Origin of the sequence: Streptomyces dioscori (genome assembly GCF_003024195.1) — a bacterium.
Lineage (GTDB): Bacteria > Actinomycetota > Actinomycetes > Streptomycetales > Streptomycetaceae > Streptomyces > Streptomyces dioscori.
The window spans coordinates 491,487-509,499 of the sequence record NZ_KZ679040.1 but is presented as its reverse complement, the minus strand read 5'-3'; the positions used below and the strand labels follow the sequence as shown (position 1 = coordinate 509,499).

15 protein-coding genes are annotated in these 18,013 nt (G+C 72.9%); 7 read left to right on the top strand and 8 right to left on the bottom strand.

The genetic code is table 11. The features are described from left to right. Positions 1-8: 8 nt before the first annotated feature. The 3 genes from C6Y14_RS10160 to rfbB are packed head-to-tail and all read left to right on the top strand — an operon-like array spanning position 9 to position 3,704. Positions 9-1,376: a cytochrome P450 family protein gene (locus C6Y14_RS10160; protein WP_159074206.1), complete on the top strand. Its 1,368-nt coding sequence runs from the start codon at positions 9-11 to the stop codon at positions 1,374-1,376. A gap of 40 nt (positions 1,377-1,416) precedes the next feature. Further along, a complete protein-coding gene (locus C6Y14_RS10155; RefSeq protein WP_107016205.1) occupies positions 1,417-2,745 on the top strand; it encodes an activator-dependent family glycosyltransferase in 1,329 nt (442 codons plus the stop codon). Further along, entirely contained in the window at positions 2,733-3,704 is a 972-nt protein-coding gene (gene rfbB / locus C6Y14_RS10150) for a dTDP-glucose 4,6-dehydratase (protein ID WP_107016204.1), read from the top strand. The genes C6Y14_RS10155 and rfbB overlap by 13 nt, the downstream gene beginning before the upstream one ends. Positions 3,705-3,781: 77 nt before the next feature. Here the strand turns inward: rfbB and C6Y14_RS10145 are convergent, their stop codons facing one another. Next, positions 3,782-4,774, bottom strand: coding sequence for a Gfo/Idh/MocA family protein (locus tag C6Y14_RS10145; protein WP_225890991.1), 993 nt, complete (start codon positions 4,772-4,774; stop codon positions 3,782-3,784). 162 nt (positions 4,775-4,936) lie between these two features. Between C6Y14_RS10145 and rfbH the strand changes: the two genes are divergently transcribed. Continuing rightward, positions 4,937-6,241, top strand: a complete 1,305-nt coding sequence (gene rfbH / locus C6Y14_RS10140; protein ID WP_107016202.1) for a lipopolysaccharide biosynthesis protein RfbH — start codon at positions 4,937-4,939, stop codon at positions 6,239-6,241. An 18-nt stretch (positions 6,242-6,259) separates the two neighbouring features. Here rfbH and C6Y14_RS10135 read toward each other — a convergent pair whose 3' ends face one another. Next, complete coding sequence (locus C6Y14_RS10135; protein ID WP_107016449.1) at positions 6,260-7,078, bottom strand: AfsR/SARP family transcriptional regulator; 819 nt, start codon at positions 7,076-7,078, stop codon at positions 6,260-6,262. A gap of 264 nt (positions 7,079-7,342) precedes the next feature. On the opposite strand from C6Y14_RS10135, the gene C6Y14_RS10130 reads away from it, so the two are divergent. The 3 genes from C6Y14_RS10130 to C6Y14_RS10120 all read left to right on the top strand — a co-directional run bounded on the left by C6Y14_RS10130 (position 7,343) and on the right by C6Y14_RS10120 (position 11,312). Then, entirely contained in the window at positions 7,343-7,522 is a 180-nt protein-coding gene (locus C6Y14_RS10130) for a hypothetical protein (RefSeq protein WP_107016201.1), read from the top strand. Then, positions 7,519-9,786, top strand: coding sequence for a TOMM precursor leader peptide-binding protein (locus C6Y14_RS10125; protein WP_107016200.1), 2,268 nt, complete (start codon positions 7,519-7,521; stop codon positions 9,784-9,786). Before C6Y14_RS10130 ends, C6Y14_RS10125 begins: the two co-directional genes overlap by 4 nt. Positions 9,787-10,040: 254 nt before the next feature. Beyond that, positions 10,041-11,312: a sensor histidine kinase gene (locus tag C6Y14_RS10120; protein ID WP_107016199.1), complete on the top strand. Its 1,272-nt coding sequence runs from the start codon at positions 10,041-10,043 to the stop codon at positions 11,310-11,312. Between the two features lie 21 nt (positions 11,313-11,333). Here the strand turns inward: C6Y14_RS10120 and C6Y14_RS10115 are convergent, their stop codons facing one another. The 6 genes from C6Y14_RS10115 to C6Y14_RS10090 form a co-directional block, all read right to left on the bottom strand. Then, positions 11,334-11,939, bottom strand: coding sequence for a response regulator (locus tag C6Y14_RS10115; RefSeq protein ID WP_107016198.1), 606 nt, complete (start codon positions 11,937-11,939; stop codon positions 11,334-11,336). A gap of 222 nt (positions 11,940-12,161) precedes the next feature. Beyond that, positions 12,162-13,607, bottom strand: a complete 1,446-nt coding sequence (locus C6Y14_RS10110; RefSeq protein WP_107016197.1) for an FAD-dependent monooxygenase — start codon at positions 13,605-13,607, stop codon at positions 12,162-12,164. Between the two features lie 206 nt (positions 13,608-13,813). Further along, positions 13,814-14,110, bottom strand: a complete 297-nt coding sequence (locus C6Y14_RS10105; protein WP_107016196.1) for a hypothetical protein — start codon at positions 14,108-14,110, stop codon at positions 13,814-13,816. Positions 14,111-14,211: 101 nt separating this feature from the next. Continuing rightward, entirely contained in the window at positions 14,212-16,572 is a 2,361-nt protein-coding gene (malQ, locus tag C6Y14_RS10100; protein ID WP_107016195.1) for a 4-alpha-glucanotransferase, read from the bottom strand. Continuing rightward, positions 16,572-16,841, bottom strand: coding sequence for a hypothetical protein (locus C6Y14_RS10095; RefSeq protein ID WP_107016194.1), 270 nt, complete (start codon positions 16,839-16,841; stop codon positions 16,572-16,574). Before C6Y14_RS10095 ends, malQ begins: the two co-directional genes overlap by 1 nt. 380 nt (positions 16,842-17,221) lie before the next feature. Beyond that, positions 17,222-17,758, bottom strand: coding sequence for an HNH endonuclease (locus tag C6Y14_RS10090; RefSeq protein ID WP_107016193.1), 537 nt, complete (start codon positions 17,756-17,758; stop codon positions 17,222-17,224). Positions 17,759-18,013 lie beyond the last annotated feature (255 nt).

Sequence of the window (18,013 nt, the reverse complement as noted above, 5' to 3'; positions counted from 1 at the left end):
AGACTGCCGTGACCGACACGGAAACCGACGAGACGACCCCCGCCGCACCCGAGCAGGACCGGCAGACCCAGCAGTCCGACAGCGAGCTCGGCCGCCATCTGCTGACCGCCCGCGGCTTCCACTGGATCTACGGGACCAGCGGCGACCCGTACGCCCTCACCCTGCGCGCGGAGAGCGACGACCCGGTGGTGCTGGCCCGCCGCATACGGGAGGCGGAGACCCCGCTGTGGCAGAGCGCGGCCGGGGCCTGGGTCACCGGCCGGCACGCGGTGGCCGCCGAGGTGCTGGCCGACCCGCGGCTGAGCCTGCGGCACGCCGATCTGCCCGGCCTCCAGCGGCACGTCTTCTCCGACGCGTGGAGCAATCCGCTGCTGTGCCACATCATCCCGCTGGACCGGGCCTTCCTGCACGCCTCGGGCGCCGACCACGCGCGCTGGGAGCGGTCGGCGGCCCCGGTGCTCGGAGCGGGCGCGGCGGACGGCCACCGCAAGCACGCCGAACGCGTCCATCAGGAGACCGCCGACCGGCTCGGCGCCACCTTCGACCTCATGGCGGACTACTCCCGCCCGGCGGCCACCGAGGCCGCCGCCGCGCTGCTCGGCGTCCCGGACGCGCAGCGCGACCGATTCGCCCACACCTGTGCGGCCCTCGGTGTCGCGCTCGACGCGGCGCTCTGCCCGCAGCCGCTCGCGGTCACCCGCCGGCTCACCGAGGCGGTGGAGGACGTACGCGCCCTCGTCGCCGACCTCGTCGCGGCACGGCAGTCCGAGCCGGGCGACGACCTGTTCAGCACGGTGCTGCGCGCCGACGCCTCCGGCAGCTCAGGCGCCTCCGCCGCAGAGGACGCCCTCGCGGTCGGGGTGCTGACCGCCGCGGTGGGCGTCGAGTTCGCCGCCGGGCTGATCAACAACGCCGTGGAGGCGCTGCTCGCGCACCCCAGGCAGTGGGCGCTGCTCGGCGAGAACCCGGAACTCGCGGCCGGGGCGGTGGAGGAGACGCTGCGTCACGCGCCGCCGGTGCGTCTGGAGAGCCGGATCGCCGCCGAGGACCTCACGCTGGCCGGGCAGGACATCCCGGCCGGTGCCCAGGTCGTCGTCCATGTCGGCGCGGCGGGCCGGGACCCCGCGGTGTTCCTGGCCCCGGACCACTTCGACCTCACCCGGCCCGTGGGACAGGGGCAGTTGGCGCTGTCCGGCCCGCACACCTCTCTCTTCGGGGCGTTCGCCCGGCTCCAGGCGGAGACCGCGGTACGCACGCTGCGGGAGCGTCACCCGCAGCTGGCCCCGGCCGACGGTGTCCGGCGCCGGATGCGCTCCCCCGTCCTGGGCGGAGTGCTCCGTTACACCCTGACCACCTCCCCGACCGCCGCCGCGTGACGGCGGCCGTCGTGACACCGCCGCAGAGAAAGGACCGGCCATGCGGGTTCTGCTGACGTCCTTCGCGTTGGACGCGCACTTCAACGGGTCCGTGCCGCTCGCCTGGGCGCTGCGGGCCGCCGGGCACGAGGTACGGGTGGCGAGCCAGCCCGCGCTGACGGGGAGCATCACGGCGGCAGGGCTGACCGCCGTCCCGGTGGGGGCCGATCCCGGTCTCGACGCGATGGTGAAGGGGGTGGGTGACTCCGTGCTGTCCCACCACGCCGACCAGTCGCTGGACCCCGACGCCCCCGGCCAGCTCACCCCCGCCTTCCTCAAGGGCTGGGACGCGATGATGACCGCGACGTTCTTCGCCCTGGTCAACGACGATCCGATGGTCGACGACCTCGTCGCGTTCGCCCGCGACTGGCAGCCCGACCTCGTCCTGTGGGAGCCGTTCACGTTCGCGGGGGCGGTGGCCGCGAAGGTGACCGGCGCGGCCCATGCGCGCGTGCTGTCGTTCCCGGACATGTTCATGCCCATGCGGCAGGCGTTCCTCGCCCAGCTCGGCCCGGACCCCGCGGACGCGGGCTCGGAGTCGGCGCACCCCGAGGACGCCCTCGGCCAGTGGCTCCAGTGGACGCTCGGCCGCCACGGCCTGCCCTTCGACGAGGAGGCGGTGACGGGGCAGTGGTCGGTGGACCAGGTGCCCCGCAGCTTCCGCCCGCCGTCGAACGTCCCGGCCGTCCCGATGCGCTACGTCCCGTACAACGGCCCGGTGCCCGCCGTCGTACCCGACTGGCTCCGCGTCCCCCCGACCCGTCCCCGGGTCTGCGTCACCCTGGGACTGACGGCCCGGACCTCCGAGTTCCCGAACGCGGTCCCCGTCGACCTGGTCCTCAAGGCGATCGAGGGGCTCGACATCGAGGTGGTGGCCACGCTCGGCGCCGAGGAGCGGGCGCTGCTCACCCATGTCCCGGACAATGTGCGCCTCGTGGACCACGTGCCGCTGCACGCGCTGCTGCCGACCTGTACGGCCGTCGTGCACCACGGCGGTGCCGGGACCTGGTCGACGGCGCTCGTGGAAGGGGTCCCGCAGATAGCCATGGGCTGGATCTGGGACGCGATCGAGCGGGCCCGCCGCCAGCAGGAACTGGGCGCGGGCCTGCATCTCCCGTCCCACGAGGTGACGGTGGAAGGGCTGCGGAGCAGGCTCGTACGGCTCCTGGAGGAGCCCTCGTTCACGGAGGCCGCCGCCCGCCTGCGCACCGAGGCGGAGTCCGATCCGACCCCGGCGGAGGTCGTCCCCGTACTGGAGCGGCTGACCGCGCAGCACCGCGCCCACGGGCGTCGACGTCTCGGAGGTACGTCCGCATCATGCGTGTCCTGATCACCGGCGGTGCCGGTTTCATCGGATCCCACTATGTGCGCTCCCTGCTGGCCGGCGGCCTGCCCGGACCCCGGCCGAGCCGGGTGACCGTCGTCGACCTGCTGACGTACGCCGGAAGCACGGACAACCTGCCGCTCGCGGACCCGCGCCTCGACTTCCACCGGGTGGACATCCGGGACCTGGACGCGGTCCTGAAGGTGTTCCCCGGGCACGACGCGGTGGTGCACTTCGCGGCCGAGACCCATGTCGACCGCTCCCTGACCGGGCCCGCGGAGTTCGTGACCACCAATGTGCTGGGCACGCAGACGCTGCTGGAGGCGAGCCTGCGCTGCGGGGTCGACACCTTCGTGCACGTCTCGACGGATGAGGTCTACGGGTCCATCGCCGAGGGCACCTGGACGGAGGAGGAGCCGCTGCTGCCCAACTCGCCCTACGCGGCGTCGAAGGCGGGCAGCGACCTCGTCGCCCGCTCCTACTGGCGCACCCACGGACTCGACGTGCGCACCACCCGGTGCGCCAACAACTACGGCCCGCGCCAGCATCCGGAGAAGCTCATCCCGCTGTTCGTCACCGAGCTGCTGGCCGGCCGGACCGTGCCGCTGTACGGGGACGGCGGCAACGTCCGCGAATGGCTGCACGTCGACGACCACTGCCGGGCCGTCCACGCGGTGCTGACCGGCGGCCGGGCGGGCGAGATCTACAACATCGGCGGCGGTACGCATCTGACGAACCGTGAGATGACGTCCAAGCTGCTGGAGTTGTGCGGCGCGGACTGGTCCCGGGTCCGGCAGGTGCCCGACCGCAAGGGCCACGACCTGCGGTACGCGGTCAACGACTCGAAGATCCGCGACGAACTCGGCTACCGGCCGCTGCGGTCGCTCGACGACGGACTGCGTGAGGTCGTCGACTGGTACCGCGACCGGCTGACGCGGCTGCCCGCGACGGCCGAGCGGGTCTGACCCGCCCCGGCCACGACACGCGACGGGAAGGGCCGGCCCGCTGGGGCCGGCCCTTCCCGTCGCGCATCACGCGCACCTCAGAGGCTGACGATCCGCGCCGCCTTGCGCACCTGCTCGACCAGCAGCGCCTGCCGCAGCAGCGCCTCTCCCAGGGCCGTCCGCCCGGTGTCCGACAGGGCCGCCGCCGCGAACGCGTCGAGCGCGTTGCCCACCTGGTGGTCGGCCGCGAGCGTCAACTCGGTGGTCCTGTCCTGCTGTTCGAGGCGGACCACCGGGCGGTGCTCCCGGGGCGGGGTGAAGGCCCGCGGCACGCTGATCCGGCCCCGGCTGCCCCACAGGGCGTACGCGGAGCGGTAGGAGTGCTGGAAGCCGAAGTCGAGCTGGGCGGTCACCCCGGTCGCCGTGGAGAGCAGCGCGCTGCCGGCGACGTCGACACCGGTGGCCTCGTCGACGCGCAGACAGGCGCCGAGGACGTCGAGTTCCCCGTCGAGCTGGAGCTGGGCGGCGCGCAGCGGATAGACCCCGACGTCCAGCAGGGCGCCGCCGCCGAGCCGCGCGTCGTGCCGGAAGGACGACGGGTCGGGCGGCGGTACGCCGAAGGAGCTGGAGAAGACCCGCAGTTCGCCGATCTCCTCGCGGGCCAGGTCCCGTACCGCCGCGTGCTGCGAGTGGTGCAGGAACATGAAGTTCTCGGTGAGCGCCAGACCGAGCCGGCCGGCCGTCGCCACCAGTTCGGCGCTCTGCTCGTACGTGGTGCTGAGCGGCTTCTCCACCAGGACGTGCTTGCCCGCGGTGAGGGCCTCGGCGACCCATTCGTGGTGCATGCCCGGGGGCAGCGGCACATAGACGGCGTCGATGTCGTCCCGGTCGAGCAGCGCCCGGTAGCCGGTCACCGCCGCGCAGCCGAACCGGGCCGCGAGCCGTGCGCTCCTGGCCCCGTCGCGGCTCGCCACGGCCACCAGCCGCACCGACGGGTGCTCCACGATCGCAGGCAGGATCCGGCGCACCGCGATGTCGGCACAGCCCAGCACCCCCATGCGGAGTCCGGGTCGTGGAGTGTCCTCGGGCATCTGCCACCTCACCTGTCGGATACGTCGCCGAACAAGCTAGCCGGAGCAGGTCGAAAGGCCCTGGAAGCCCGCTGGAGCAGGCCCTTTCCGCGGGGACTCCATGGCTCCTCTACCGGGCGGCGCAAGCATGGCCCCGAGGCAATCCTTACAGGAGGGACGGCTATGACGTCGGACACCAAGGCCCTGGTCCTGGAGCAGGTTCGCGAGTACCACCGGCAGCAGCAGCCCGGGAACTTCGTACCGGGAGTGACACCGATCCTCTCCTCGGGCGCGGTCCTGGACGAGGAGGACCGGGTCTCCCTGGTGGAGGCGGCCCTGGATCTGCGGATCGCGGCCGGGGCGGCTTCCCGGCGTTTCGAGAGCAGGTTCGCCCGCCACATCGGCGTACGCAAGGCGCATCTGGTGAACTCGGGTTCCTCGGCGAACCTGCTGGCCCTGTCGGCGCTGACGTCCCCGCGGCTCGGTGAGAAGCGGCTGCTGCCGGGCGACGAGGTGATCACGGTGGCCGGCGGCTTTCCCACGACGGTGAACCCGATCTTCCAGAACGGCCTCACGCCCGTGTTCGTGGACCTCGAACTCGGCACGTACAACACGACGGCGGAACGCGTGCGGGCCGCGATATCGGACCGGACCCGGGCCATCATGATCGCGCACACCCTGGGCAACCCCTACGAGGTCGCGGAGATCCAGCAACTGGCCACCGATCACGAGCTGTTCCTGATCGAGGACAACTGCGACGCGGTGGGCTCGACGTACCAGGGCCGGATGACGGGCACCTTCGGGGATCTCGCCACCGTCAGCTTCTACCCCGCCCACCACATCACGACGGGCGAGGGCGGCTGCGTCCTGACCCGGAACCTCGAACTGGCGCGGATCGTCGAGTCGTTCCGCGACTGGGGGCGGGACTGCTGGTGCGAGCCGGGCGAGGACAACACCTGCCTCAAGCGGTTCGACTACCAGCTGGGCGACCTCCCCAAGGGGTACGACCACAAGTACATCTTCTCGCACATCGGCTACAACCTGAAGGCGACCGACCTCCAAGGGGCCCTGGCGCTCAGCCAGTTGAAGAAGCTCCCGGAGTTCGGCGTGGCGCGGCGGCGCAACTGGCAGCGGCTGCGCGACGGTCTCGCGGACGTCCCCGGTCTGCTGCTGCCCACCGCGACCCCCGGCAGTGACCCGAGCTGGTTCGGCTTCGTCCTGACCGTGCTGCCCGACGCCACCTACACCCGCCGCGACCTGATCGCCTTCCTGGAGGAGCGGCGCATCGGCACGCGACGGCTGTTCGGCGGCAACCTCACCCGGCACCCGGCGTATCTCGGCACCCCGCACCGGGTGTCGGGGGACCTGCGCAACTCCGACGTCATCACCGAGCAGAGCTTCTGGATCGGGGTGTACCCGGGCATCACCGAGGAGATGACCGACTACATGCTGGAGTCGATCGTCGAGTTCGTCACCAAGAACGGCTGAGCGGCCCGGGGGCGGTGGTCAGCCGATCATGCGGTCGAGCAGCGCGTCCTCCCCGCACCCGGGCACGTCCAGCCACGGCTCCGCCGAGAGCACCGCCTGCTGCAGCCGCTGCAGACGCGGGGAGGGCGAGAGCCCCAGTTCCTCCGCCAGGCGGCGGCGCAGCCGCTGGTAGACGTCGAGCGCCTGCCAGGAGCGGCCCGCCCGGTACAGCGCCGTCATGCACTGGGCGTGCAGCCCCTCGTGCAGCGGATGGCGTCCGGTCAGCTCGATCAGCTCGGTCAGCAGCTCCGCGTGGCGGCCCAGCCTCAGGTCCGCCTCCAGACAGCGCTCCAGCACGCCGAGCCTGCTCTCCTCCAGCCGGGCCACCTCGATGCTCAGCACGGGTCCGATGCGTACGTCGACGAGCGCGGACCCGCGCCACAGGGCGAGCGCCTCACGGAAGTACGCCGACGCCCTCTCCTGCCGGTCCTCGCCCGTGGCGACCCGGCCCGCGGCGACCAGCCGCTCGTAGCGCGGTACGTCGACGGCGTCCGTGGGCGCCTGCCAGCAGTAGCCGCCGTACTGGGTGACGAGGACGTCCTTGGCGGACACGCCCGCGTCGGCGCCGTAGGCCGCGGTGAGCTGCCGGCGCAGCTGGAGGATGTACGTGTGCAGGGTCGCCAGCGCGCTCTGCGGCGGCTCGCTGCCCCAGATCTCCTCCATGAGCGTCCCGACGGGCAGGACGCGGTTGGCGTGAATCGCCAGCAGGGCCAGAATCTGGCGTGGTTTCGCCGCTGTCGGCACGATCGACCGGCCCCGCACCTCGGCCGTCAGCGGTCCGAGAAGCCATATGTCCATCTTTTTCTCCCCCATGTGGTCCACGGAGCGCCGCGAGGAGCTCCTCGCTCAGGGAGTCTCGCTGGCTACTTCCGGTATCAACCAGTGCCAGGGGCCCGGCCAGGCATATGAGGAACCTATGCGCAAGATGTGGATTTCTCATATGGGCCCTGTGCGTGACGCACTGGTATCGGCCAGTGACGACCGTAAGGATGGCGGCAACGCGCAGGGCCCCGGACAGGGGTCGGGCGCGCGACCGAAGTCGACAGCGAACAAGGAGCACCCATGTCACGGATCACGCCTCTGCTCGACGGCGACGCGGCGACCGCGAGAGGCGCCGACGATCTCGTGATCACTGAATTCGGCCCCGAATCCGGTGACACCACCGACGGCCGGATCTGTATCTGCTGGATGCCCGGGGCCGGCCCCGCTTCCTCCGCGGACGGCGGCCGTCAGACCCGATGAACCGGCCCGCCCCGGACGACGGGCTCCCCCGGCTGGGGTTCGCACCGCATCTGCGGGTCGAATCGGCGCCCGGGGAGCCCGTGTTCCTGATGACCGAGGAGCGGGTGACCACGCTCGGCGGGGAACAGGTCGCGCTGCTCGCCCCGTTGCTGGACGGCAGCCGCGACCTGCCCCGGATCGTCGCCGACGCGGCACCCGCGCTGTCGCCCGAGCGCACCGAACGGCTCGTGGCAAGACTGCTGGACGCGGGTCTGCTGTCCGCCTGTCCGCCGGACGTGCCCGCCGGGCCCGAGCGCGCGTACTGGGCCCTCACGGGTCTCGCGGCCGGGCCCGATGCCGGCCGGGGCGCTCTGCTGGCCCCGGTCGACCTCACCGAGGACTCCGGCGGCACCCTGTGCGAGGCCGTGACGGCGGCCGGACTGCGGACCGCCGCCGCGGGCGGGCCCGCCGATCTGACGCTGGCGCTGTGCCACGACTACCTCGATCCGCGGCTGAGCGCCCTGGACGCGGAACACCGTGCCGCGGGCCGCAGTTGGCTGCCCGTGCGGGCGAGCGGCACCCATCTGTGGGTGGGCCCGTTCTTCTCCCCGGGCGAGGGCCCCTGCTGGAGCTGTCTCGCGGACCGGCTGCGGCTGCGGCGCCGCGGCGAGGCGTACGTCCAGCACCGGCTCGGCCGCGGCGGGCCCGCCGGGCACCGGCCGTCGTATCTGCCGACGGGCCGGGCGGCGGCCCTGCACCTGGCGCTCCTTGAGGCGGCGAAGTGGCTGGCCGGACACCGAGATCCCCAGCAGGGCACGCTGTGGCGGCTGGACACCCGCACCCTGGAGAGCAGCCGCCATCCCGTACGGCGCCGCCCGCAGTGCGCCCGCTGCGGCGACCCCCTGCTCGTACGCGACCGGGTGTCGGCCCCCGTCGTGCTGTCCCCTCGGCCGGTGCGCGACACCAGCGGAGGGGGCCATCGGACGGCCGGCCCGCAGGAGGTCCTCGACCGGTACGGGCATCTCGTGGACCCCGTCACCGGTCTGGTCGGCGAGATCCGCCGGGATCCGCGGGGGCCGGAGTTCCTCAACTGCTTCCACGCGGGCGCCCAGCCGCCCTGGGACCCGGCGGAGCCGCCGCCCGCGCTGCACACACCGCTGCGCAGCCCGGGGTCGGGCAAGGGCGTCACCGAGACGCACGCGAAGGTGAGCGCCCTGGCCGAGGCGCTTGAGCGGTACAGCGGGTACTTCCAGGGCGACGAGCCGCGCCTGCGGGGCAGTTACCGCGAGCTGGCGGACCGGGCCGTCCACCCGGACACCGTCCAGCTCTTCGACCGGCGGCAGTTCGCGGACCGGGCGGCCTGGAACCGTGCGCACGGCCCCTTCCAGCAGGTGACCGAGCCCTTCGACGAGGACGCCCCGCTCGACTGGACGCCCGTCTGGTCACTGACCGAGGAGCGGCAGCGCCTCGCGCCGACGAGCCTGCTCTACTACAACGCCCCGGACGCGGAGACCCGTTACTGCCGGGCCACCTCCAACGGGGCCGCCGCCGGGACCAGTCTGGAGGACGCCGTCGTACACGGCTGCCTGGAGCTGGTGGAGCGGGACGCGGTCGCCCTGTGGTGGTACAACCGCACGCGGCAGCCCGGCGTGGTCCTCGACCGGCGGGACGAGTGGACCGCCGGGACCCGGGCCTCGCTGCGGGACATGGGCAGGTCGGTGTGGGCCCTCGACCTCACGTCCGATCTCGGCATCCCCGTGGTCGCGGCCGTCTCGGCGCGGATCGGCGAGCCGGCCGAGGACGTCGTGCTGGGCTTCGGCGCCCACTTCGACGCGCGGATCGCGCTGCGCCGGGCCCTGACCGAACTCAACCAGATGCTGCCGCCGTTGACGGGCGGGCCGGCCGGCGGGGGAACCGCCTACACCGGCGACGACCCGGAGGCCCTCGCCTGGTTCCGGCACGCCACGACCGCCAATCAGCCCTATTTGCTGCCCGCCGCCCGCCGCTCGGCCCGGCCGCCCGCCGCGCTGCGCCCGCCCGCCGACGCCGCGGCCCAGGCCGGGGCCCTGGTCGAGCTGCTGCGCCGGCACGGCCTCGACGTCCTCGTCCTCGACCAGACCCGTCCCGATGTGGAGCTGCCCGTCGCCAAGGTGCTGATCCCCGGACTGCGCCCGCACTGGGCGGGATTCGGTCCCGGCCGGCTGTTCGACGTACCGGTCGCGCTCGGCCGGCTGACCCGGCCGACGGACTTCACCGAACTGAATCCCTTTCCCCTGCACCTGTGACGGAATGAAGTATTCCTCTTTACGGAACGAAATCCTCCACTTGTTTTCACGCACCGGAGCGAACCTTTTCACTTCGTCGGCGGTCTTCTTCCATTAGGGAGTCCGAAGCACACTCCACCCCACCGAGTTTCGCTTCCGAGCGGTTTCGATCGATTACTATCGATGGCGACTTCTCATCCTCCCGGTATGCCGTGAGAGGGTGGGCACGGCACAACCTGACTCACTAATTCGTTCGGTTCGTCCGGGGGGAAGAGATGCAAGGTTCTGCCCTGCATGACGGTGCGCGCGTCGAACAGGAGGACGCGCGAAGCAGGCACCTCGCCCGCGGCACCTCCATCGCCATCACCGTCGCAGTGCTCGTGGCCTTCTTCGGCATCGGTGTGACCTACCTGGTGGAGGGCCACCCCTCACCTCTCGGGCTGGGCACGGGCATCACCACCCTGCTCCTGGTCTACGGGCTCCAACTGGCGCATTCCTTTCCCCATCTGTCGCCCCGGCTGGCCCGCCGGCAGTACTGGACCCTCGGGTTCCAGACGCTCCTGACGTACCTTCCGTTTCTCTTCTACGCCGAGGCCTGGCTCGCCGCTCCCGGCTTCCTCGCCGGCTCGGCGCTGCTCATCCTCCCCTCCCGCTGGAAGTGGCCCGCGTACGCGGCGGCCGTGGCGTCCGCCGGACTGCTGGTGCTGGAGACGGGCATGGGCCGCGGTTCGGTCTGGTACGGCACGGTGGCGACCGCGCTGACCGGCCTGGTGGTCTACGGGCTCTCCGAACTGACCCGGCTCGTCCAGGAGGCCCACCGCTCCCGCGGCGAACTGACCCGGATGGCGCTGGAGGCGGAGCGGCTGCGGTTCTCCCGCGATCTGCACGACCTGCTGGGCATCAGCCTGACCACCATCGCCTTCAAGTGCGAGCTGGCCCGACGGCTGCCGCCCTCCAAGCACGCCCGGCTCCACCAGGAGCTGACGGAGATCCTGGACACCACCCAGCGGGCCTTCGCCGACGTGCGGGCCGTCTCGCAGACCTACCGCGCCATGTCACTGACCGCGGAGGTCGACACCGTCTTCGCGACACTCAAGGACATGGGCATCCACGCCGTCTTCCGCGGCGGCGCGGGGCCCCTGCCGCCCCACATAGAGACCACCCTGGCGACGGTCCTGCGCGAGGGGATCACCAACATGCTCCGGCACAGCAGGGTCGGCACCTGCGTCGTCCAGCTCAGCCGCGAGCCGGGCGCCGTCGGACTGATCGTGACCAACGACGGCATTCCGGCGCAGCCGTCCGGCCCCGGTGTGGGGACGCGGCCGGGAAGCGGACTCACCAACCTTCGCGAACGCATCGAAGCGGTCGACGGCAGACTCAGCATCAAGATCATGGACGACAAGTGGTTCTCGCTGACGGCGGTCGTTCCGCTTCCGGCCGGAACACCCGAGTCCAAGCGGCCCTTCCTGCGCACCGCCGACGGTCCCGCCCGCCCCCCGGCGCACCCTCCGGAGAGCGAGCTGCGCGACTCGGCGACGGTGGCCTGAGCCTCCGAGCGGTCCGGGGGGTCAGATCCAGCCGCCCTCGCGGGCGATGCGTACGGCGTCCATGCGGTTGCGGGCGCTCAGTTTGACCACGGCACTGCTCAGGTAGTTGCGCACGGTGCCGGGCGACAGGAACAGCCGGCGGGCGATCGCCGCGGTGCCCTCGCCGGCGGCGGCGAGCCGCAGAACCTCCAGCTCACGGGGGGCCAGCGGCTGTGTCACGTCTTCGAGCGCCGCGACCGCCAGCTGGGGGTCGACGGCCCGCTTGCCGGCCGCCACCGCGCGGATGGCGCCCACGAGTTGCGTGGGGTCGGCGTCCTTGCGCAGAAAACCCGTGGCCCGGGTGGCCAGCGCCCGCCGCAGCGTGCTGGGGTTGCCGAGGCCGGTGAGCATCAGGATCCGGCAGTCGGGCACGGCGGCGCCCAGCGCGGCGGCGGCGGAGATGCCGTCCATGCCGGGCAGGCCGATGTCGAGCACCGCCACGTCCGGTTGCAGGGCCCGTGCCTTCGGCACGATCTCGTCCCCCCGGTCGACTTCGGCCACCACCTCGAAGTCGGCTTCCAGCGACAGGAGTTCGGCCAGCGCCCGGCGCAGCATCGCCATGTCCTCGGCGATCAGAATCTTTATCATGGCCCCCCACATCGACCGCACACAGGTCGCCCGGGCCTCATACTCTCATCCGAAAAGCCAGAACAAGGCTTCGAAGCGCCAACTTCCTTGCCTTTCGGTTGACTTCCTCCCACGGTTCCGTTTCCGAAAGGAAGTCAGAGATTCAATCACCTCGGTAAACCCGGCCGCTTTCCCCTTTCGTACGACCCTGCGAACAACGTAATGCGACGGTGGGCCGGTCGGTCAGTCCCGCCCGAGGGCCTCGGCCAGCGCCGCCTCGGTCTCCTCGGCGGTCGCCGACTCCGCCGCCCAGGCCGCGTACCCGTCGGGCCGGACCAGCAGGCTCGTCCGCCGGCCGCTCGCCCAACTGACCACGTGGAGCCGGTCCTTGCGGGTGGGGGTGCCGGTCCGGCCGGCGGGGGTGACGAGGACGAACCCGCCGTCCCGCAGGGCCTCGTACAGGCGGCCGTCGAGCAGGGCCACGTCCGGGACGCGCCTGCCGACCCAGGGGTGGGCGCCGCGCGGCGCCGGGTACGCGTAGCCGATGCCGGTGACCTGGCCGACCATGCGCGTGCGGGCCGGGCGGGCGTGGTCGAGGAACGTGGTGAGCAGGGCGCGGGCCGCCAGTGTGCCGGGGCGCTTGGCCATCGCGAGCCGTACGATCCCGCCGCTGCTGCGCAGCACGGACCTGCCGACGGGGTGCCGTTCGGACTGGTAGGTGTCCAGCAGGCCGGCGCCGGCGTACCCGTGGATCGCCGCCGCCAGTTTCCAGCTGAGGTTGGCGGCGTCCTGGAGGCCGGTGTTCATGCCCTGGCCGCCCGCCGGGGTGTGCACGTGCGCGGCGTCCCCGGCGAGGAACACCCGGCCCACCCGGTACGCCGGGGCCTGCCGTTCGTCGCTGTGGAAGCGGGACATCCACCGGGCGTCGTGCATACCGAAGTCACGGCCGAGCGCGAGCCGGGTGATCTCCCTGACCTCGTCGAGACCGAGGGGCTCGCTGTCGGCGACGTCGCGGCCCCGGTGCCAGCCGATCACCCGGTGGTAGCCGTCGCCGAACGGCGCGAGGAACGCGAACGCGTCCCCGACCGCGTTCACCGTCAGCAGCGTCTCGGGCTGCTCGGCGAGCCTGACGTCGGCGAGGACCACGGACCGGATCGCCGACCGCCCGGGGAAGGGCAGCCCCACCGCCTCCCGCACGGCACTGCGCATCCCGTCCGTCCCGACGACGTACGCGGCCCGCAGCTCGTCGGCCTCCCCGTCGGACCCGCGCACCCTGAGGGTCACCCCGTCCGCGTCCTGTACGAGTCCGGTCGCCTCGGTCTCGTAAGCGAACCGCACCCCGGCCGCCACGGCCCGCCGCTCCAGGGCCTTCTCCACCTCGTACTGCGGCAGGACGAGCAGGTGGTTGAAGCGGGAGGGGAGGGTGGTGAGGTCGACGGTCAGCCGGCCGAAGAGCCGCAGCCGGTCGAGGGTCTGCCCCTTGGCCTCCAGCCCGTCGGCGAGGCCCCGCGCGTCGAGCTGCTCCAGGGTGCGGGCGTGCAGGACGAAGGCACGGGAGAGGTTGCTGATGCCGCGCGGCCGTCGCTCGGCCAGGGTGACGGGGACACCGGCGGCGGCGAGATCACCGGCGAGCAGCAGCCCGGTGGGCCCCGCGCCGACGACGATGACGTTGCTGACAGTGCCGTTCATGGCGGCCTCCTGGTGCCGGCGGTTCCGGACGGGGTGCCGGCCGACGGCTGGTTGCCCGCGCGCGTCGGCCGGCGTCTGTCCGCAACGATAGGGCGCCGGGCGGAACACGCCGAGGGCACCGCTCCCGCCCCCGGGCGGCATGAGCCGCGTACGGGTGCGAGGGCGGTGCCCTCGAAGAGACTCCGGAAGCCGGTGGGGACCGGGATTCAGGAAGCGTGTACCTGGTCCGGGCCCTGCATCTTGCCCTGGCCCTTGCCTCCCGGCTTGCGCCTCGGCTGGCGGTCCGTCGAACCGTCGAGCACCCAGACCAGGCCGGCGATCAGCGCGAACAGCCCGATCGGCGCCGCGACGTAGAGGCCCAGCGTCTCGATGACGCTCAGCTTCTGCGCGGGGTCGTCGCCGTCGTCGCGCGTCAGCGCGAGCGCGGGGGACGACATCATGAGCATCATCAGCGTCGTACCGGCAGCCAGGGCGCCGGCGCGCAGGGCGTTCTTCTTGTCCACGGTGCAAACGTAGCGAACTCCTGTTGCGGCCGCGCGCCCGGGGGTGCCGTACGGGGTGCGACGCGGTTCCGCGGACGGATTCCCGTACGCGTCCCGGGGCCTCAAGCGGCGGGCTCCCGGCCGCCGGTGGCCCCGCCTTCGCGCAGCACCTCCATGAGGGCGTGCAGCCGGGGCGAGGCCGCCAGTTCCTCCAGGGTGACGGGCCGGCCCTCGGCGTCGGCGACGGGCAGGCGCCAGTTCGGGTACTGGTCCCAGGTGCCCGGCAGGTTCTGCGGGCGGCGGTCGCCGACCGCGTCCGGGAGCCAGACGCCGACGAGGCGGGCGGGGGTGCGCAGCAGGAAGCGGTGCACGGCCTGGATCTCCGCCTCCTCCGACTGCTCCGAGACGCCCCCGGCGGCGCCTTGCAGCAGTCCGAGCCGGGCGAGCAGCGCCAGCCACTCCCCCACGTCCGCCGCCGCCTCGGCCCGCTCCTGACCCACCGGGCGGGTCAACAGGCCCAGCCGGTCGCGGAGTTCGACATGGTCGCCGGTGAGGCGGGACGCGGTGGGCGGCAGGTCGTGGGTGGTGGCGGTGGCCAGACAGTCGGCGCGCCAGCTCTCGGGGGGCAGCGGCAGACCCGTCCCGTCCCAGTCGCGTTCGAACCAGAGCACGGAGGTGCCGAGCACGCCGTGCTCCTGGAGGGTCTCGCGCACACCCGGTTCCACCGTGCCGAGGTCCTCGCCGATCACCAGGGCCCCGGCGCGGGAGGCCTCCAGGGCGAGGATCGCAAGCATGGCCTCGGCGTCGTAGCGGACGTACGTGCCCTCGGTGGCGGGGCGGCCCTGCGGGATCCACCAGAGGCGGAAGAGGCCCATGACGTGGTCGATGCGCAAGGCGCCCGCGTACCGGAAGAGGGCGCGCAGGAGGCGGCGGTACGGGGCGTAGCCGGACTCGGCGAGGCGGTCGGGGCGCCAGGGCGGCAGCCCCCAGTCCTGGCCCTGGACGCTGAACGCGTCCGGGGGCGCGCCGACGGACATGCCGGCCGCGAAGACCTCCTGCTGCGCCCAGGCGTCGGCACCACCGGGGTGGACCCCGACAGCGAGGTCGTGCACGAGCCCCACGTCCATGCCCGCGTCGCGGGCGCTGCGCTGGGCGGTGGCGAGCTGGGCGTCCGTCAGCCAGGCGAGCCTGCTGTGGAAGTCGACGCGGTCCATCAACTCGGCGCGGGCGCGGGCGGTCTCGGCCGAGCGGGGGTCGCGCAGGCCCTGCGGCCACCGCGTCCAGTCGGAGCCGTACACCTCCGCGAGTGCGTACCAGGTGGCGTGGTCCTCAAGGGCCTCGCCCTCCTCTGCGAGGAAGTCGCAGTAGGCGGCGCGGCGGCCGGGCCCGAGCGGCACCTCGCGCACCAGCTCAAGGGCTTCGCGCTTCAGCTCCCACACGGCGTCGCGGTCGATCAACGCGCCCTTGTCGAGCACGGATTCGCGCAGCCTGCGGGCCCGCGCCAGCAGTGCGAGCAGCCGCTCCCTGTCCCCCTCGTCGACGTACGCGAACTCGGGGATGTCCTCGACGCGCAGATAGACGGGGTCGGGGTAGCGGCGCGAGGACGGCCGGTACGGGGAGGGGTCGGTGGGTGCGCCGGGCACGGCCGCGTGCATCGGATTGACCTGCACGAATCCGGCCCCGAGCGCCCGCCCGGCCCAGGCCGTCAGTTCGGCGAGGTCCCCGAGGTCGCCCATGCCCCAGGAACGCCGGGACAGCAGCGAGTAGACCTGCACGAGCAGCCCGTACGTACGTCCGGTGGGCGTGGGCAGCCTCGCCGGGGCGACGACGAGGTGGGCGCGCGCGGTGCGCCCGTCGGGGGCGGTGGCGGTCAGCTCGTGCACCCCGGCCGGCAGCCCTTCGACGGATTCCCGGGCCTCCCCCTGCTCGGTCCGCACACGCAACCGGGTCCCGCCGGGCAGGGCGGCGAGGACGACTTCGAGGGAGGAGCCACCGGGTGCGCCGGTCGGCGCGGCGGGGCCCGTATCGCTCGGGGGCGCCGCACCACCACCGGCCGCCGCTCCCTGGCCGGTGTCGGCCGCGGCGGCTGGGGTGTTGTCGGCCTCGGCCACGGCGGCCGGGGTGTTGTCGGCCTCGGCCACGGCGGCCGGGGTGTTGTCGGCCTCGGCCACGGCGGCTGGGGTGTTGTCGGCCCTGGCGGCAGGCGCTCCCGGGCCGTCCGTCACCGGCGGAGCCGGGGGCGCGGTCGGCGTGATCGGCGTGGTCCCGGTCCAGCACACCACCGTCGGCGGCAGCAGCCGTTCCCGCAGTTGCGTCTCGCGGGCCGCGAGGGAGCCGCGGACGGCGGCCGGCGTCCCGGCGGCGACTCCCAGCGCGGTGAGCGCGGCGACGACGGCTGCGTCCGAGGCCGCGACCGTGCGGTCCGGGGACGGACTGTAGGACGTGGCGACGCCGTACAGCGCGGCGAGCCGGGAGAGCGGCATCAGACCCCCGACGGGTCCAGGCCGGCGGCGGCACCCAGGGGAGTCGGCTCACTCGTCAGGGGCGCGGCGTCGGCGAGCGGAGGTTCACTGGTGAGGGGCGCGGCAGCGGCCAGCGGCGGTTCGCTGGTGAGCGGTGCCTCGGCGCAGGAGCCCTCGGCGCCGGCGTTGAAGATGCAGTAGAGCGGGTGGGGGTCGGATGCGGGGTCGGCGGTCACGTCCGCCGGGCGTTTGGAGAGGGCCGAGAGCAGAAGCTGTGCCGATGCGGCCACGGGGGCCTCCTTGGTCGTCGTGCGGGCGGGTCAGGGCTGCCCCTACCCAGCGGGCGGGCCCGCAGACGTGAGACCCAGGACATCGTGCGCCTCTTCACATTCTGTCCCGGATCACCGCGATCACCAAGAGCCTCTGGGCGAACACACTGCGCTACCCCCGGGAAGCCCGGCAAGGACCATGCGCTCGCGGCTGATCCCCGAGCTGACTCCGTACGCCATCCATCGGGGGTGCCCTCGGGCGGCCCGGCCCTGCGGGCAGCACGCGGCCAGGGTCCTGCCGACCCAGGGGCTTGCCGGGCTCGGGGCCAGGCATACCCGGGGCCGGCCGCGGTTCCGGGGCCAGGGACCCGGCCCCCGGGGCAAACCAAAGGCCCGGATCGTCAGGCGGAGATGCCGTCGATCCGGGCCATCGCGTCCTCCGCGCCGTACGGCTGCAGGTAGGGCAGCCAGCGCGGATCCCGGTGCCCGGTGCCGATGATGCGCCACGCGAGCCCCGACGGCGGGGCCGGTTTGTGGCGCAGGCGCCAGCCGATCTCGACCAGGTGGCGGTCGGCCTTGGTGTGGTTGCAGCGGCGGCAGGACGCCACCACGTTGTCCCAGACGTGCTGACCCCCGCGGCTGCGCGGGATGACGTGGTCGACGCTGGTTGCGACGCCACCGCAGTACATGCACCGGCCGCCGTCCCGGGCGAACAGCGCCCGGCGGGTCAGCGGAACGGGCCCCCGGTAAGGGACCCGCACGAACCTTTTCAGCCGGACCACGCTGGGCGCGGGGACGGTGACGGTGGCGCTGTGCATGAAGGCGCCGGATTCCTCAAGAGAGACAGCCTTGTTCTCAAGGACCAGGACGAGCGCGCGGCGGAGCGGTACGACGCCGAGGGGCTCGTACGACGCGTTGAGGACCAGGACATGCGGCACGGACGGCCTCCTTGTACGCCGGCGGCGCGTGGCTCGCGCCGGGACGATCTGCAGTCAGTCTCCCCTCATGCCTGGTGGAAGCGCCACCATGTCCCGGTAACGGGCTGGGAGTGTTTTCGACCACATGTCCTTCATCCCCACGTGAGCACAGTCTCTCCCTCGAACATTGCAACGATCCGCACACGGTGCCCCGTTAGTGTGGTGTTTCCGCCCGTAGGCATTCCACCAAATGTCCCCTTGTCCCCTGCCACGGGC

Bases quoted from the DNA above. Each gene is read 5' to 3' on its own strand.
- rfbB (WP_107016204.1), top strand. From the start codon at position 2,733: ATGCGTGTCCTGATCACCGGCGGTGCCGGTTTCATCGGATCCCACTAT.
- C6Y14_RS10145 (WP_225890991.1), bottom strand. From the start codon at position 4,774: ATGCCCGAGGACACTCCACGACCCGGACTCCGCATGGGGGTGCTGGGC.
- C6Y14_RS10110 (WP_107016197.1), bottom strand. From the start codon at position 13,607: ATGAACGGCACTGTCAGCAACGTCATCGTCGTCGGCGCGGGGCCCACC.
- rfbH (WP_107016202.1), top strand. From the start codon at position 4,937: ATGACGTCGGACACCAAGGCCCTGGTCCTGGAGCAGGTTCGCGAGTAC.
- C6Y14_RS10115 (WP_107016198.1), bottom strand. From the start codon at position 11,939: ATGATAAAGATTCTGATCGCCGAGGACATGGCGATGCTGCGCCGGGCG.
- C6Y14_RS10125 (WP_107016200.1), top strand. From the start codon at position 7,519: ATGAACCGGCCCGCCCCGGACGACGGGCTCCCCCGGCTGGGGTTCGCA.
- C6Y14_RS10155 (WP_107016205.1), top strand. From the start codon at position 1,417: ATGCGGGTTCTGCTGACGTCCTTCGCGTTGGACGCGCACTTCAACGGG.
- C6Y14_RS10120 (WP_107016199.1), top strand. From the start codon at position 10,041: ATGCAAGGTTCTGCCCTGCATGACGGTGCGCGCGTCGAACAGGAGGAC.
- malQ (WP_107016195.1), bottom strand. From the start codon at position 16,572: ATGCCGCTCTCCCGGCTCGCCGCGCTGTACGGCGTCGCCACGTCCTAC.
- C6Y14_RS10130 (WP_107016201.1), top strand. From the start codon at position 7,343: ATGTCACGGATCACGCCTCTGCTCGACGGCGACGCGGCGACCGCGAGA.
- C6Y14_RS10135 (WP_107016449.1), bottom strand. From the start codon at position 7,078: ATGGACATATGGCTTCTCGGACCGCTGACGGCCGAGGTGCGGGGCCGG.